The 15795-nt window shown below is 65.5% G+C and carries 14 protein-coding genes; 8 read left to right on the forward strand and 6 right to left on the reverse strand.

Going from position 1 to position 15795, the window contains the following annotated elements; all coding sequences use genetic code 11:
* Positions 1-38: 38 nt before the first annotated feature.
* Positions 39-665 carry a TetR/AcrR family transcriptional regulator gene (locus tag FJQ54_RS16030; RefSeq protein WP_207790447.1) on the forward strand — a complete coding sequence of 209 codons (627 nt, stop codon included), beginning with the start codon at positions 39-41 and terminating at the stop codon, positions 663-665.
* Here the strand turns inward: FJQ54_RS16030 and FJQ54_RS16035 are convergent.
* Genes FJQ54_RS16035 through FJQ54_RS16055 form a run of 5 tightly spaced genes read right to left on the reverse strand, consistent with a single transcriptional unit; the run spans position 636 to position 7132 of the window.
* Complete coding sequence (locus tag FJQ54_RS16035) at positions 636-2279, reverse strand: bifunctional 3-(3-hydroxy-phenyl)propionate/3-hydroxycinnamic acid hydroxylase (protein ID WP_140929420.1); 1644 nt, start codon at positions 2277-2279, stop codon at positions 636-638. The genes FJQ54_RS16030 and FJQ54_RS16035 overlap by 30 nt on opposite strands.
* A 7-nt stretch (positions 2280-2286) precedes the next feature.
* Positions 2287-3036, reverse strand: coding sequence for an SDR family NAD(P)-dependent oxidoreductase (locus FJQ54_RS16040; protein ID WP_140929421.1), 750 nt, complete (start codon positions 3034-3036; stop codon positions 2287-2289).
* A complete protein-coding gene (locus tag FJQ54_RS16045) occupies positions 3033-4985 on the reverse strand; it encodes an acyl-CoA synthetase (RefSeq protein ID WP_140929422.1) in 1953 nt (650 codons plus the stop codon). The genes FJQ54_RS16040 and FJQ54_RS16045 overlap by 4 nt, the downstream gene beginning before the upstream one ends.
* Positions 4982-5941, reverse strand: a complete 960-nt coding sequence (locus FJQ54_RS16050; protein ID WP_140929423.1) for a fumarylacetoacetate hydrolase family protein — start codon at positions 5939-5941, stop codon at positions 4982-4984. The genes FJQ54_RS16045 and FJQ54_RS16050 overlap by 4 nt, the downstream gene beginning before the upstream one ends.
* 33 nt (positions 5942-5974) lie before the next feature.
* Positions 5975-7132: a VOC family protein gene (locus FJQ54_RS16055; RefSeq protein WP_207790448.1), complete on the reverse strand. Its 1158-nt coding sequence runs from the start codon at positions 7130-7132 to the stop codon at positions 5975-5977.
* Between the two features lie 297 nt (positions 7133-7429).
* On the opposite strand from FJQ54_RS16055, the gene FJQ54_RS16060 reads away from it, so the two are divergent.
* The 7 genes from FJQ54_RS16060 (at position 7430) to FJQ54_RS16090 (ending at position 15347) form a co-directional block, all read left to right on the forward strand.
* Positions 7430-9007 carry an amidohydrolase family protein gene (locus tag FJQ54_RS16060; RefSeq protein WP_181160195.1) on the forward strand — a complete coding sequence of 526 codons (1578 nt, stop codon included), beginning with the start codon at positions 7430-7432 and terminating at the stop codon, positions 9005-9007.
* Positions 9008-9071: 64 nt separating this feature from the next.
* On the forward strand, positions 9072-10649 hold the full coding sequence (locus FJQ54_RS16065) for a DUF4153 domain-containing protein (RefSeq protein ID WP_140929425.1): 1578 nt from the start codon (positions 9072-9074) through the stop codon (positions 10647-10649).
* Positions 10650-10660: 11 nt separating this feature from the next.
* On the forward strand, positions 10661-11368 hold the full coding sequence (locus FJQ54_RS16070) for a response regulator transcription factor (RefSeq protein ID WP_140929426.1): 708 nt from the start codon (positions 10661-10663) through the stop codon (positions 11366-11368).
* Positions 11365-12972: a sensor histidine kinase gene (locus FJQ54_RS16075; protein ID WP_140929427.1), complete on the forward strand. Its 1608-nt coding sequence runs from the start codon at positions 11365-11367 to the stop codon at positions 12970-12972. The genes FJQ54_RS16070 and FJQ54_RS16075 overlap by 4 nt, the downstream gene beginning before the upstream one ends.
* A complete protein-coding gene (locus tag FJQ54_RS18140; protein WP_140929428.1) occupies positions 12917-13201 on the forward strand; it encodes an Hsp70 family protein in 285 nt (94 codons plus the stop codon). The genes FJQ54_RS16075 and FJQ54_RS18140 overlap by 56 nt, the downstream gene beginning before the upstream one ends.
* A gap of 81 nt (positions 13202-13282) precedes the next feature.
* Positions 13283-13984, forward strand: coding sequence for a helix-turn-helix domain-containing protein (locus FJQ54_RS16085; protein WP_235890501.1), 702 nt, complete (start codon positions 13283-13285; stop codon positions 13982-13984).
* 94 nt (positions 13985-14078) lie between these two features.
* Positions 14079-15347, forward strand: coding sequence for an amino acid deaminase (locus FJQ54_RS16090; RefSeq protein ID WP_140929429.1), 1269 nt, complete (start codon positions 14079-14081; stop codon positions 15345-15347).
* A gap of 13 nt (positions 15348-15360) precedes the next feature.
* Here FJQ54_RS16090 and FJQ54_RS16095 read toward each other — a convergent pair whose 3' ends face one another.
* The gene (locus FJQ54_RS16095; RefSeq protein WP_140929430.1) at positions 15361-15777 is read right to left on the reverse strand and encodes a hypothetical protein; all 417 of its coding nucleotides are present in this window, start codon (positions 15775-15777) and stop codon (positions 15361-15363) included.
* Between the last annotated feature and the right edge of the window lie 18 nt (positions 15778-15795).

Below are 15795 nucleotides of genomic sequence, written 5' to 3' on the forward strand. Positions count from 1 at the left end.
CCCAACCCAGACGCGCGATGACCTCAGCACGCCGCCGAATGCGCGAGGCTGCAATTCGTCTGTTCGCCGAAAAGGGATCGACCCAGGTCTCCATGAGCGAACTGGCGCAGGCCGCCGGGGTCGCGCGCGGCACGGCGCACAACAATCTGGAATCGACGGACGCCTTCTTTCGGGAGATCGCCAGCGAACTGGCCGACGAGATGAATGATCGCATCACCATCAGTTCCGAGGGCGTCAGCGATCCCACCCGCCGCCTCGCGCTGGCCATTCGTTTCTACATCCGCCGCGCGCACGAAGAGCCCGATTGGGGCCGCTTCCTTCTGCGCTTTGCAATCAGCGAACAGGCCCTTCAGGCCTTCTGGCTTGGGCAACCGGTGCAGGATCTGGCCAACGGTCAGCAAAGTGGCGCCTTTCACTTCCGGCCGGACCAGATACCCTCGGCCATCAGCTTCATCGCGGGCAGCGTGCTGGGCGCAATACTGCTGGTGCTGGATGGCCACAGAACCTGGCGTGACGCGGGGCAGGACGCGGTGGAGTTTGTCCTCAGGGCAATCGGCGTCCCCGGCGAGGCCGCGCGAGAACAGGCGATCAGCGATCTGCCACCGTTGCGAGAGCTTCCTTCGCCGCCCACACGCTCACGCAAGGGCGACGTCGCCGCGGCCTGACACTGCGGCATCCTCCGGTCGGGCCGGGTGCGTCCGCGTGTCGCCGAGCAGATTCAGGGCAGCGTCTACCAGTTCGGCAGCAGTGTTTGCCGGTCCGTCGACAAGAACCACGCGGTCGGGCCGCACGATCGCCGCCCAACCGATCGGCGCGGCCTTCGGGGTCAAGGTTCCGTCGACATCCTCGAAGGTGCCGGGGCCTGCGCATGGGCGGCCCGCGTGACAGAAATGGACGAGGCCATAGCCGCGCGCAGACCAGAGCCGCCGCAGATCGGGCGGAAGCATCGTTCCGGGGTCGACGCCGAACCCCACCAGACAGAAGGAAGACCCGAGCGCCTCGTCACTGCGCACGAGCGCACCCGTCTGCAACCGGACCCAGCCTTGCGGGATTTGCGCGCCCCGCACCAGCAGCCCGCCCCCGCGCCCCTTCACAAACAGGCCATCGCGAAAGCGGTTCTGCGGCTTCACGCCCAGTTCGTCGAGGAACCGGCGCAGCATCGGAACTCCGCGCAGCCCGCGCATCAGGCCGTGCGCCGCGATGGCCTGCAGGGCACTGCGGGGCATGACCAGCCCGCCCATGAACTTGGCGAGACCAATCATCGCCCGCGCGTGCGGGCGGCGTTCGGTGTCATAGCTGGTCAGGATCTGCGGGAGAGCCTCACCTTTGACGATTGCCGCAAGCTTCCACGACAGGTTCGCCGCGTCCCGCAGGCCGGCGACCAGACCCTGACCGACAAAGGGGGGCGTGATGTGCGCCGCATCGCCCGCCAGCACGATCCGCCCGCGGGCAAAGGCCTCGCAGCAGCGGGCGTGGAAGCGATAGACGGCCCGCCGTTCGATCTTCAACTCATCGGGCCTGAGCCACGGCCGCAACAGCTCGGCGACGCGCGCGTCGCTTTCCATCATCTCGCGGGTTTCGCCGGGCCTCAGCATGAACTCCCAGCGCTCGCGTCCGACGGGCGCAGGCATATGCGGCGTCGGACGTCTGGGATCACAGATAAACTCGATGTGATCGATGGGCGACGGCACATCGAGCGCATCGACGATCAGCCAGTCCTCGGCATAGGTCTGGCCCGTGAAATTCTGCCCGATCACGCCGCGCACGAACGACGTAGCGCCATCGGCCCCGACGAGATAGGCGCTGCGAATGCGCGTTGCCCGGCCCTGACCGTCGCGCACCATCGTGACGACGCCGTCCTCAGTTTCCGTAATCGCCGTCGCCTCGCACCCGGTCAGGACACGCACCGTTGCAAGGGTGTCGACCCGCTTGCGCAGGGCGGCTTCCAGGTCCGGCTGGGCGAAGGTGACGAGCTTTGGATGGCCGTCGATGGCGCCGGCGGTGTTCACCTGACCGAACTGCCCCACGAACGGCGAATGCATCTTCACATAGGGAATGGCGAGGCGCGGAAAGGAGTCGTCGCTGAGGCCCGCCATCTGCAGGATGCGCAGCGCCTCGTTGTCGAGGGCGATGGCGCGCGGCTGCAGGCTCATCGCCTCGGCCTTGTCGATGATGATCGTCTCGATCCCATAGCGCCCGAGCAGGCACGCCACGGCAGCACCGACGGGGCCATAGCCGACGACGAGCACCGCCGTCTCGATTTCGGTGAGATTGGTCATCGGTTGCTCAGCTTCCGGCCACGATGCGCTCGGCCAGCGCCGGGGCGATCCGGTTCAGCAGGGGAAGGAACTTCACCTTGCCGGGGTATATGGTGGGCTTGCCCTTGCGCGCGCCGGCCAGTGTCTGGGCGACCACGTCCTGCGGCGGCATCTTCGGCACGCTCCGATGCCGGACGGAAGGTGTGTCGACGACGGGGGGGCAGACCTCCGTCACCGAGATTTCGAGCGGGGCAAGGGTGCGCCGAAGGGTCGTGGTCAGGCTGTGCAGCGCGGCCTTGGACGCCGAATAGAGGGGCACGCGTGCAGACGGCACCAGCCCATAGCCCGACCCGACAACGATGAGACAGGAGGGCGCGCCCGCCTTCAGGAGCGGAAGAAACTCGGCGATGAGGTTGACCGCGCCTTCGTAGTTGACCCTGATTTCGCCGGTCAGGTCGGCGCACATGTCCAGACCCGCCAGATCGACCTCGCGGGAGCCGCCGGCGTTGCTGACGAGCAGATCGATGCGGCCATGGGCTTCACGCACCATCGTGGCGAACGCCTGCACAGAGGGGCGATCCGTCACGTCGCACGGGATGGCCTCCACCTTCGGAAGCGCATCCTTCAATTGCCCGAGGCGTCCGGTGTCGCGCCCGCAGGCATAGACCGCGTAGCCCTCGCCCAACAGTTGCGCGACGAAGGCCCGGCCGATGCCCGAGGAGCCGCCGCTGACCACCGCGATCCGCACAGCGGGCTTGACGGCCTTGTCGCCGGTCATGCGCTCAGTCGCACTTCGTGGTTGAACGGCAGGCGACCGAGGCTGCGCCGGGCCGTCTCGGCCTGCGATCCACTTGCTGCGACGGCCATGATCATCATCCCGCGCGTCGGATCGTCGACGACCTCCAGCTCGGGCAACAGCAGCCCGGCTTCGGAAAGCTCCGACAGTGCCGCTTCACGGATCGCGTGGCGTTTCAGCGCGGGCTTGAACACCTTGCCCACCGGCGTGAGCGGCATCTGATCGATGATGTGGATCGCCTTGGGCACAGCGGCGCGTTCGCTGATCTGCGCTTGCGCAAATTGCAGCAACTGGCTTTCGCTCGCCACCGCTCCCGGCTTCAGCTGGACATAGGCGACCGGCAACTCACCGACGCGGGGGTCTGGACGCCCGATCGCCGCAACGATCTGCACGGCGGGGTGGCGGTGCAGCGGTTCTTCGATCGCCGCCGGGTCGATATTGTGCCCGCCGCGGATGATCAGCTCTTTCTTCCGGCCCGTCAGCCAGAAATAGCCCTCCGCGTCCTGCCGTCCGAGATCGCCGCTGTTCAGCCACGTCCGGCCGTCCCCCGCGTCGATCCACAGGCCCGCGTTCTGCGCGTCGAGCCGATAACCATTGAAGACGTTGGGGCCGCTGAGGACCAGCACCCCGACTTCGTCGACCGCGCAGTCACGGACATAGCCACCGGCCTCGTCCAGAATCACCGCTTTCATTCGCTGGCCGGGAAGGCTCAGGCCGATGGAGCCTGCCCGCCGTTCGCCGGCGGGCGGGTTGACGCTGGAAACGCAGGTGGCCTCAGTCAGGCCATAGCCCTCCAGAATCCTGAGGCCCGTAAGCGCCTCGAAATCCTGCATCAACTGCACCGGCATGGGCGCAGCACCGCACAGGCCATACTCAAGGCAATCGATGTTTCGCCCATCGATCGGCGTCTGCAAAAGCGAGGCGTAGAGCGTCGGCACGCCGCTGAAGAAGTTGATGCGATGCCGTTCGACGATCTCCCAGAAGCGCGGCACCACGCCTTCGCCGCGATAGCCCTGCGGCGTCCCCAAGACGACATGCGCGCCCTGCGAGAAGGGGACGAGCCCTGTGACCATGACGCCGTTGACGTGAAACAGCGGCAAGCCACAGAAGACCGTCTTGCCGCGTCCGATCCCGTTGCCCATGAATCGCGCGATCGCCCGGGCATTGGCCGTTTCGGCACCGTGGCGTCGCATGGCGATCTTCGGCGCGCCCGTCGTTCCGCCGGTGCAGAAGAAAGAGGACGCGTCGGTCGCGGAGATCCGCCTGCCGCTGACCAGATGGTCGGCTGGCTGCTGTCGCGTCAGCGCACGGAAATCGTGAACCCGGACAGCGGACGGCACTGCGCCCCGCAAGCCTCCGGGGCCGCAGGCCTCGCGGATCGTGCGTCGTTGCAGGAGGCGCGCGCCGAACCCTTTCAGGCCTCTGACGCGGTCGGCCAGATTGACGAGCACGACGTGGCGCAACGTGGGCACGTTCGGTGCCACGGCCCGCACCTTGTCCCAAAGATCGACATCCGGAAACGGCGCAAGACTGACCAATATGGCCGCACCCGCCGCATTCAGGATGTCGGCGATCGCCTCGGGCTCCAGCAGCGGATTGATCGCCAGGACAATGCCCGTGGCTTCCCCTCCCCAGAGCACGAAGTGCGTTTCGGGCAGATTGGGCAGGAGGAAGGCGATGACCGTGTCGCGCGTCGCCCCCAGCGCATGAAAGGCGTTCGCGGTCCGGCTGATCTCTGCCATCAGCTGCCGGTAGGTCCAGGTTTCCGGCCTTACATGGTCCTGCACTGTCAGGAAAAAGCTCAGCGCGGGCGCATCGGGATCGAGCGCCGCGCCCTGCCGCAGAAGATCATAGGTGCTTTGCGGCCATGCCGCAGGCGGGCCCTCGGCTTCGATGGCCCGAACGTCATCGATGGACGCAACGCCCGTCACGCCTGTTCCTCCGCGACGATGCGATTGCGCTGGACGCCCAGATCGATGCGCCCGTCGGCGCTGCGGATCCGCGTCTCGACCACATCACCCGGCTGCAGATACTGGGTTCGCTTCGACTGGATTTTGAAGAAGGCTTTCCACTTCATCGCTTCCGGCAGCAGGGCGCCCAGACGCTGGCGGGCCGGCGACGGCACGGCCAGCGCACAACCGGCCGGAGTGCCCGTGGCCAGCAGGTCGCCCGTGGCGAAGTCGTGGACGGCGGAGAGTTCCGTCAGCGTCTCCTCGGGGCCGAACACCAGATTTCGGCTGTTATCCTGCTGGCGGACCTGGCCGTTGACGCACAACGTCAGTTCCAGATCCCCGAGGGTCGGCATGTCGTCGCGCTCGAACAGGCACAGGAACGGGCCGACCGGCCCGAAGGTGCGGAAGCTCTTGCCCTTGTGGAACTGCATTTCGGGGATCTGGATGTCGCGCGCGGAATAGTCGTTGACGATGACCGCGCCCGCGACGAAGTCGAACAGATTGTCCGGCGTTACTGTCACCGGGCCGCTGATGTCGCGCCGCAGGATCAGGCCCAGCTCCACTTCATAATCGAGGAAGCGGACCCGGCGGGGGCGCACGACGTCGGTGTCGGCCGGGACGATGCAGCTCGGGGCCTTGGTGAAGATCATGTTGTAGTGTTTGGTGTCCGGGTCGAGGCCGGATTCGATCATGTGCTGGCGGTAGTTGGCGCCCTGACAAACGAAGCGCTGGTTGCGCGTGACGGGTGAGAGGATGGCCACCCGGTCGAGCGGGATGCGAGGCCCGTCCAGCGCTTTCAGCCCGTCCAGCGTCGTTCCGCGCAGGAAGTCTCCGGTCGTCTCGAAGTCCTGCGGCACGGGGATGATGTCCCGGCCGTCCACGACGCCCCAGCAGGTCTTTTGCTCAAACAGATACCGAACGATGGTGACGGCCATAAGGTCTTTCCGTGTGAGAGAGGGGGATGGCCTTCAGCCGAACAGCCGGGCGAGCGTGATCAGCTTGCGGACCGACAGGTCGGGACTGCGGCGCACATTGCGGACGAGCGCGGCCACGGCGGGCAAATCCATTTTGGGCCGGGTGAAGCTGGCCGGCATCTTCTGGCCCCACTGGGACATCGCCTCGCGCGTCGCCGGGTGGAAGCCGGTCGGCCTGTCGCTGGTGAACAGGTCGCCGTCGCAATAATGCTCGTGCTTGTCGCCCCACGCATCTTGCCAATAATCGAAGATCTGGCTGCCAAGGATGTGGCGGCCAACGCCCCAGGCGTGCCGCCAGCCCCGCTCGTGGAGCACCCGCTGGCCCATGCCGATGGCGTCGGTATCCACGACTTCAAAGGCACTGTGGCTGTAAAGCGGCGCGAACCCCTGCGCGAGCGCCAGCGTGTGGTGATCGGCCGGCTGATCACCGAGATCGAGCCGCAGGAACGCCACCGCCGGTGAACCGTCCGGCAACAGCAGCACGTCGCTTGGTATCAGGCCCAGATGCGCGCAATACCAACCGCTTGTCTGCTGGTAATCAGCGACCTCAAGCACGACATGCCCCAACCGCAGCACCTCCGGCGGCTGGACCGGCGGCCTTTGCGTCTGATCGATACGGACTGCCTCGCCGTTGAAATTCAGCGGCAGGGGGTTGCGATGGGCCAGAGCCGGTTCCAGTGCCTGCCCATGCACGACCTCGACCCGAAAGCCAGACGGGTCGGTCAGGACGACCCGTCGCCCACCGGCCGGGTCCGGTATCGGCTCCACCGCCGAAGCGCCCGGAACCGTGTCCGCCAGAAGCCGGAGCTGGTCGCTCGAACTGACTTCGAACCCGAAACCTATGAACCGCGCCGTGCGGCCGCGCTGCAGGCGGTAGCAATAGGGTGCCTGCATGGCACCCCGCAGCAGGACCATTTCCTCGCTTCGAAAACAGACTTGCAGTCCGAAATCGACGAGGAATCGGACGGCCCGATCGAGATCCGGGCGCTCGAAGATCAAAAACGCCAGCCGCTCGGCCTTCACCGTCGGGGACGGATGCCGCACGGGCTGGGCAGTTGTCATCTCAATCATGGTTTCGACGCCATCGGCAAGCCGACGCCAACCCTTCCTCTGTTCGACAGTCGATCTGATGATCGATATTAATTTGAACATATATGATCAAATATTCTCATAATGTCCAGATTATTTGGTCAAACCGGCAGGGATTTGAGCACCTGCGGCTGTGGGAGGTGCACGACGACGCGCGTCAGGTCGCGCCGAGACCGGCCAATCAGCCCCCTCGAAGGGGCCACGCATTGATCGATAAGATTGGACATTTATGTCCAATACAATCATTAAATGTTTAATGCGTATCATCTGGCACGTCCACGGAAAGTGGGTTGCAGGGCCTGCGAACTGTCGGAAATCAAAGCGCAGGCCTGCAACGAGGCGGTCGCGAAGGAGGCCTCCATGCGTCGGATCGTTAAGGTGATCATTTCGGTCGGCGGGGTGCTGACCCTCGCCGTTGGGGCCGCGGTTGCCATCGCTTACTGGCCGAGCCCCTTGCCGCCGCCCCAACGGGTCGCGGCAGCCCCGCCGCTCCGCATCGACAACGTCACGGTCGTCGACGTCGAAACAGGTGGCCTCACGCCTCACAGATCAATCCTGATCGTGAACGGCAAGATCGCCCGGATCGCCGGAGTCGATCAGATCGGCGAAGTCCCGGGCGTGCGCCGGATCGACGCCGCGGGGCAGTATGTCGTGCCCGGCTACAACAACATGCACAGCCATATCCTTGGCGCTGACCATCCCGGTGCGGGGCTCGCCCTGATGTTGGCCGAAGGCGTGACGGGCTTTCGCCAGATGAGCGGTTCGGAACGCCTGTTGAAGCTGCGCCGGGAAGGCCGGCTGCCGCTGAACGAAAACACCCCGGAACTGCTGGAGACGCCCGGCGATCTCGTGATGCCGCTGAACATCGCATCCACCGCCGACGCCGGGGCGCTCGTCACGTCGCAGAAGCGCCAGGGAGCCGACTTCATCAAGGTCGGCGCCACGACTCCGCCCTTGCTCTACGCGATTTTGTCAGCCGCGCGAAAGCAGGGCATCCCGGTCGTCGGCCATCTTCCTGAAGGCATTGATCCCGTTCTCGCCTCGCGAAACGGCATTCACTCGATCGAACATCTGGGCCCCGGCGACACGATGTGGATCGGCTGTTCCGAGAAAAAGGTAGCGCTGATGGAGGAGGCCGAGCGTCATCCCTCGGTGCCGGCCCCGCCCTTCCCGATACCGGAATTCGCACAAAAACTGCTGGAACCGCTGGTATCGCGGGTGATGGCGCGCCGCCTTCTCAACCCGGCGGCGTTCGAAAAGGAAGAGGATGTTCGCCGCCTGCAGGCCGCCTTCGACAGCTATGATCCACAGCAATGCCGCGCGCTGGCGCAGGAACTCGCGCGCAACGGCACCTGGATGGTCCCGACCCTCGTCAGGTTGCGGACCCAGTATCTGCAGGATTTGCCTGAGTATCGCATCGATCCTGCGATTCCCTATCTGGAACCAAGGGCCTATCACGCATGGACCGAAGTGGCTGACATCTTCGCGGCGCTGCCGGAAAGCTCGCGCCAGACCTTTCGGGAGGGCTATGGCCGAAGCCTGGCCCTGACGGCGCTGCTGGCGGACGAGGGGGTCCCGATGATGACCGGAACCGACGGCAGCTATCAAACGCCCGGCCTGAGCATGGGGCAGGAGTTTCGGGAACTCGCCCGGGCGGGGCTGTCGCCGCTGAAGATACTTCAGATGACCACGCGCGATCCGGCCCGGTTTCTGGGCCGGACCGAAACCATGGGCAGCGTCGCGGTCGGCAAAAACGCCGATCTGGTTCTCCTGTCCGAAAACCCGCTGTCGGATGTTTCCAACTTCGAACGCATCACCGGGGTGGTGCGGTCCGGCCACTACCATTCACAGGAAGAACTGGCGCTGATGCGGCGTCGCTCCTTTCAGTTTGCGCAGAGTGCTGCACCACTTCTGCACAACTTCTCAATTCGTTCCTGACAACAGCCGCGCCACCGCTTGAAGCCGGGCGCGCAAGGTTCTCCGACAACTTCGGGGAAACCGCATGACTTCGAAAACCTCTACCCACAGCTTCATCGCCAAGGCCGTCGGTGCCCTGCTGCTGGTGCTGCTCGCAGACTGGCTCGTTTACGGGAACATCATCACCCCGGCCTTCGGCATCTTCGCTCTGGGTTGGGCGGCCGCCATTGCCATCCTCCACAAGCGTTTCCTGAATCGCTGGCTCATCGGCATGGCCGCCGCCTTCGCCCTGCTGCTCATTGAGGATCCGAGCCTGCTGGCCTGGCTGCTGTTCGGAATCATGCTTGCCGCCGGAGTCATGCTTCCCCGCATGCGTCGCTTCGACGACGCCTGGTCATGGCTCCTGCGCCTGCTCCTCGTCGGGGTGCTTGCCCTCGCCGGACCCTTCAGGGACCTTCACCTGCTTGGCCGGTTGCAACGCCGTCAGCCGGGCCGCCAATGGTCCGACTGGGTTGCCCTGCTGGCTCTCCCGCTGGGCGGTGGTGCCCTCTTCCTGTGGTTTTTCAGCGAAGCCAACCCGCTGATCGGGCGGGCGCTCGGCCATCTTCACCTTAGCTGGCCGAATTTCGACACAGTCTTGCGTTTCCTTTTTTGGGCGCTGGTTTTCACCATGGTCTGGGCCATCATCCGCCCCGCCCGTTTTCATCTCACGATGCGCAGCGCCGACGCGGCCATTGCCCGGGCCCTGCCGGGAATCTCGGTCGGTTCCGTTACCCTCTCGCTCCTCGTCTTCAACGCCCTCTTCGCGCTGCAGAACGGCCTCGATCTCGTCTTCCTCTGGAGCGGCGCTCCGCTCCCGGCCGATGTGACACTCGCCGACTATGCCCATCGCGGTGCCTACCTCCTGATCGCAACGGCTCTCCTGGCCGGGCTGTTCGTGCTCGTCGCGCTTCGTCCCGGAACCCCGATGGCGCAGAACCCGCGCCTCAGGGCACTTGTCTCGCTGTGGATTGCCCAGAACATCCTTCTCGTCGCATCCTCGATGTTGCGCACCATCGATTATGTTCAGGCCTATTCCCTCACCGTCCTCCGCCTCTCGGCGCTGCTCTGGATGCTGCTCGTGGCGATCGGCCTGTTGCTGATATGCCTGCGCCTGCTCGGCAGCCGCAGCACCGGCTGGCTCATCAACGCCAACGCGCTGGCCGCCGGCCTGCTACTCTGCATCTGCAGCATCGTCGATCTCGGTGAAGTCGCTGCCCGCTGGAATGTCCGGCACGCCCGTGAAGCCGGCGGCAGCGGACCGTGGCTGGACCTTTGCTACCTCAACCGCCTCGGCCCCTCGGCCCTTCGCCCCCTCACCGAACTGGCGCTGACCACCCGCGACGACGCCTTCGGCAACCGCGTCCGCTTTGTCCGGCAAAAGGTTCTCGAGCAGACGCTCGACAATCAGAAGCAGGTCAGTTGGTCGTGGCGGAATCAGCGCCGACTGGCCCGGGCAGGCAGTGCCACGATCCCCGCCGCACGCCCCGTGCCAGCCGGTGCCTTCCGTGCCTGCGATGGCGCGATCATCTTTCCCACCCCCAGAGAGACTGCGCCACCAATCCCCACGCCCACCCGGAATCCGCCTCCAAATCTTCCGTTGACGAACGAACCCGCGCGATGATTCAGTGCCCCATGCCTCGCACCATCCTGATTGCCGACGACGATCCGCACATTCGCGAGCTGCTGGTCTTTGCGTTCAGGAAGGCCGGTCTGGACACGGTGGAAGCAGCCGATGGCGAGGTGGCGCTGGAAACCGCCGCTGCCACGCCGCCCGATCTGATCGTCCTCGATATCAACATGCCCCGCATGGACGGGCTGGAAGTCTGCCGCCGGTTGCGCGCGCTGGGCGATGTGCCGATCCTCTTCCTGTCGGCCCGCGACGACGAGATCGACCGCGTGCTCGGCATCGAACTGGGCGCGGACGATTATGTGGTGAAACCCTTCAGCCCGCGCGAGGTCGTTGCCCGCTCAATGGCGATCCTGCGCCGCACCGGCGGCTCCCCGCCAAAAGTGCAGGCCGCGGGTTCGGTCGCCCACGGCCGCCTCGGCCTCACGCTCGACGCGTGGGAAGCCGCGTGGGACGGTGTGCCGGTCCCGGTGACCGTCAGCGAATTCGGAATCCTCCGCGCGCTGATCGTGATGCCCAACCGCATCTTCAGCCGCGACGCGATCATCGCCAGCCTGCGCGGACCCGGCTTCGCCGTCACCGACCGCACGATAGACAGCCACGTCCGCAACCTGCGCGCCAAGTTCGCGGCGCTCGGCGGCACTGACATCATCGAGACGCGCGCCGGAATCGGCTATCGGCTGGGTGCCTGCAAGGGCAGCGGCTGCGCTTGATCGGTCGGCTGAAAGCCATCGTCAGGCGCCATTGGCCGGCGCTGCACCTGCGCACCATCCTGTTCGCAACGTTGCTGCTGGTGGCGGCACTCCCCGGCTTCGGCGCGCTGTTCCTGCGCGTTTATGAGAACACCGTCGTCCGCCAGACCGAAGCGGAACTGGTCAGCCAGGGGGCAGCGCTTGCGGCAACAGCCGCGCAACTCTGGCCCGGACGACAACAGCCGGTCGGCCAGCAAGCGGGCTATGCGCCCGAACCCCCGGCCATCGATCTCAGCAGCGCGGTCCAGCTGCCGGAACGGCCGGCAAGCGTCCCGGCCGCCCGACCCGCCGATCCGGCGGCCGAGACTGTCGCGGCAATGCTGCAGCCTGTGATGGCGGAAACAGCCCGCACAACGCTCGCATCACTCAGGCTGATCGACCGCTCCGGTGTCGTCGTCGGCGGCCCTGAAGCCGGGCGGCAACTCGTCGGCGTCGTCGAACTGCAGGCGGCGCTCGGCGGCCGGCCCTCTACCGTGCTTCGGCGCAACGGTGCCTATAGCCCACGCTATTCGATGGAATGGCTGAGCCGCGCGGCCGCCGTCCGCCTGCATCATGCCCGGCCGGTGATCGTGGATGGAAAAGTTGCCGGTGCCATCCTTCTCTCGCGCTCGCCCCGCGCGCTGTTCCGCGGCATCTACGAGGATCGTGGCAAGATCGCCCTCGGCGTTGCCCTCATTTTCAGTGCGCTGGTCGTGCTGGCAGGCTTGCTCTCGCGGGGCATTGCGCGGCCGATCGACAGGCTGGCGTCCGCCACAAGATCGGTCGCGGCCGGTGGCGGAGACGTGCCCGAACCGCCTGCAACCGCGGCAATCGAAATCCGCGACCTCTACCGCAACTTCGCCCAGATGGCCGAAGCCATCGGCCACCGCTCGCGCTACCTGCGCGATTTCGCCACTGCGGTCAGCCACGAGTTCAAGACACCGCTCACCTCCATTCGCGGCAGCGTCGAACTGCTGCAGGACCATGGCGACATGAGTGAGGCCGAGCGAGTGCGCTTTCTTGCCAACATCGCGGCAGATGCCAACCGGCTGAACCTGCTTGTCAGTCGCCTCCTCGATCTCGCCCGCGCCGATATGCAGCCCGCACGCGACGAGCGCGCCGACCTGCGCACGATTCTGCGACAATCGGCCGATTCGCTCAGTTCCGAAGGTTTCACTGTCGAGATGTCGGGGTTCGATGCCGCAGTTCCGGTCATCTGCCCCGCTGCAAGCCTCGAAACGATCGCCACCATCCTCATCGACAACGCCCGCCTCGCGGGTGCCTCGCGCGTCCGTTTCTCCCATGCGTCCCCCAAAGCCGAACAGGTCGAACTGATCTGCGACGACAACGGCCCGGGCATCCCCGAGGCCGACAGGCAACGGGTGTTCGAGCCCTTCTTTACCAGCAGGCGGGCAGGCGGCGGCACTGGCCTTGGCCTGCCCATCGCCCGCTCCTTGCTCGAAGCAGCGAGCGCCTCGATCCGGCTCGAGCCCATGGCAACCGGCAGCCGTTTCGTGATCGTCCTGCGCAGTGGCCTGCTTCAAAGAGCGCCGGCGCAAGGGGACCAAGTGGGCCGGCGCGCTTGAGGGGCTGAAAGTCGGGCGGATCATCAACGAGCCAGCAGCAGCTGCATTTGTCTACGGTCTGGATCGATTGGAAGCGCCTGTTTTACGCACCGCATGGTGGAGTGCTGATTCTTGCGCCGCAGGTGCGGAAATTTCCAAAATGGCAAATTTCGTCACAAATTTCCGATATTCGACCAGTCGAGAAACTTTGTCGTGTCTGCCAGTTGCTATCTCCAAGGTCTGCCCATAACTTCGGTTGCAGTCCGGGATGGGATCAACAAAGCCCGCATGATCGGCGCAGGAAATCGCCACGGCAGGGCAGGAGAATAAGATGGGCAGAAATCCTGCCTTGCGCACCGCTTCAGAGGGAAAGGCCCCGGTTGAGGTGCTGCGCGGGGAAACGGCTGTGGTGATGGACGGTTCCAACAATCCCGGGCAGGTTCTTCGGCAGATCCGGACCGAGAATGACTGGACACTCGCGCAAGTCAGCCAGAAGGTTGGTCTTCCGGTTTCGACCTTGTCGAAGGTCGAGACGGGCAAGATGTCGCTCAGTTACGATAAATTACTGAAGATCAGCCGGGGCCTTAACATCGATATCGCCCGCCTGTTCATGCGGGAAGCGCCCGAGCCGGCCGCTCGCTTCACCGGCCGCCGCAGCATCACCCGCGCCCGCGAGGGGCCGACGATCCGCACCTCCACCTACGCCTATGTCTATCCGGCGGCGGAGTTGCTGAAAAAATCGCTGAATCCGATGATCATCGACGTGCAGGTGCGTTCTATCGAGGAATTCGGGGAATTGATGCGCCATCCCGGCGAAGAATTCGCGCTGGTTCTGGAAGGTTCTGCGGATTTCTATTGTGACCTTTATGCCCCGGTCCGGCTGGAAACGGGCGATTCCATCTATTTCGATGGCGCGATGGGCCATGGTTATGTTGCCACGGGCGATGGCCCGTGCCGAATCCTGTCGGTCTGCTCTGCCCGCGACGAGGAACTGAAATCCGCCCTGCATCCGATCGACGAGACAGACGACTGAAACTTCACATGTCGCGATTGGAGAAAAATTTCAATTATTGAAAATATCCTGATCTCGTGTCACAGCTGAAACCAGTTCAGCGGACAGGTGGCGAATGGGGAACGGGTTGACGTCGAACAGCTTCGACTGGCGCACCAAGGGCATCCCGGCAGGCGGCGCGCCGATCACGGCGGGCGAACTCGCGGCGCGGCAATGGCGCGTTACCCGCGAAGATCTGATGCTGCCGGTCGCGCTGCTGCGGAAATCGGCGCTGCTGCACAACAGTGACTGGATGCGCCGCTTCACCGCGCTGACGGGCGTGCGCCTCGCCCCGCACGGCAAGACGACGATGAGCCCCGAGCTGTTCGCCATGCAGATGGCGGACGGGGCGTGGGGCATGACCGCGGCCACCCCCGGCCATGTGCGCATCTATCGCGAATTCGGCCTGCAGCGCATCCTGCTCGCCAACCAACTGGTCGGGCGGCAGGCCATCGCCTATGTTGCGGGCGAACTGGCGCGCGACGCCGGGTTCGATTTCTACTGCCTCGTGGATTCCGTGCGCGGTGTGGAAATATTGGAAGCGGGCCTGTCCCGCACACCCGCCGGGCGGCCGCTGCAAGTGCTGATCGAGCTGGGCTATGCGGGCGGCCGCTCGGGCCTGCGAGACGATGCCGAGGCGCTGCAACTGGCGCGCCGCATCGCCGCTTCGCCGCTGCTGTCGCTGCGCGGGATCGAGGCATTCGAAGGCATTGTGCAATCCCGCGACGAAGCCGAAACACTGGTCGGCGGCCTGCTGCACCGCATCCGCGCGCTGGGCGAAGCGGTGCTGGCGGAAGGGCTGTTCGAAGGCCGCCCCATCCTCTCGGCGGGCGGCTCCTCCTTTTTCGATCTCGTCGCGGGGGACCTGTCCGCCCCGGCCTTCGATGTCGTGCTGCGCAGCGGCTGCTACCTCGTGCACGACAGCCACTTCTACCGCGATCTGGTCGAGCGGCTGATCCGCCGCTCCCCCGCCGCCGCCAGCCTTGGCGAAGGGCTGCGCCCGGCGCTGGAAATCTGGGCGCATGTGCTCTCCCGGCCGGAGCCGACGCGCCTGCTGGCCGGGCTGGGCAAGCGCGACACCTCAGACGATGTGAGGCCGCCGACCCCGCTTGGCTGGTGCCGCCCGGAACTGGGCGAAACCGTGCAGCCGCTGCACGGGCACAAGGTGGTCCGGCTGGACGATCAGCACGCCTATCTGGACATCCCCGCCGATTCGCCGTTGCAAGCCGGGGACATGATCAGTTTCGGGATTTCCCACCCCTGCACCACGTTCGACAAATGGCGGACGATCTTCATCGTCGATGACGATCTCACCGTCATCGACGCCATCACCACCTGCTTCTAGGCGAAAACCTCTCTCAATCGTCGACAGGCTCGGTCGCGGTCTTGACGCCTTCCACCACCGTCTTGGCCGCGCCGACCACGTTCAGCCCCTGGGTGCAGCCGGTGATCCCGCCCGCGCCCGCCGTGGAGCAGCTGCCGATTCCGCTGGCGGCGGTGCGGCCCGACACGATGGCGGCGCGGTTCGCCGCCACCTGATCTTCACGGGCGATCTGCGCGGCCTTCTCCGCCTCGCGGATGTCCTTCGGGATGCGGTAACGCTCCTCCTCGGGCCTGCGGGCGCAGACGATGATCTCGTCCGGGTTGCTGGCCTTGGGGCAGGGATCGTCGCCGAACACCTGCACTGTGCGGGAGCGGTAATTGCCATCCTGTGCGGCAGCGGGAACGGCCGCGAGCGGCGCTGTCGCCAGTGCGAGTGCGAGGAACCAGCGCATCAATCCTAATCCTTACCA

It is taken from the genome of Sandaracinobacter neustonicus (assembly GCF_006385875.1).
Classification (GTDB): domain Bacteria; phylum Pseudomonadota; class Alphaproteobacteria; order Sphingomonadales; family Sphingomonadaceae; genus Sandaracinobacteroides; species Sandaracinobacteroides neustonicus.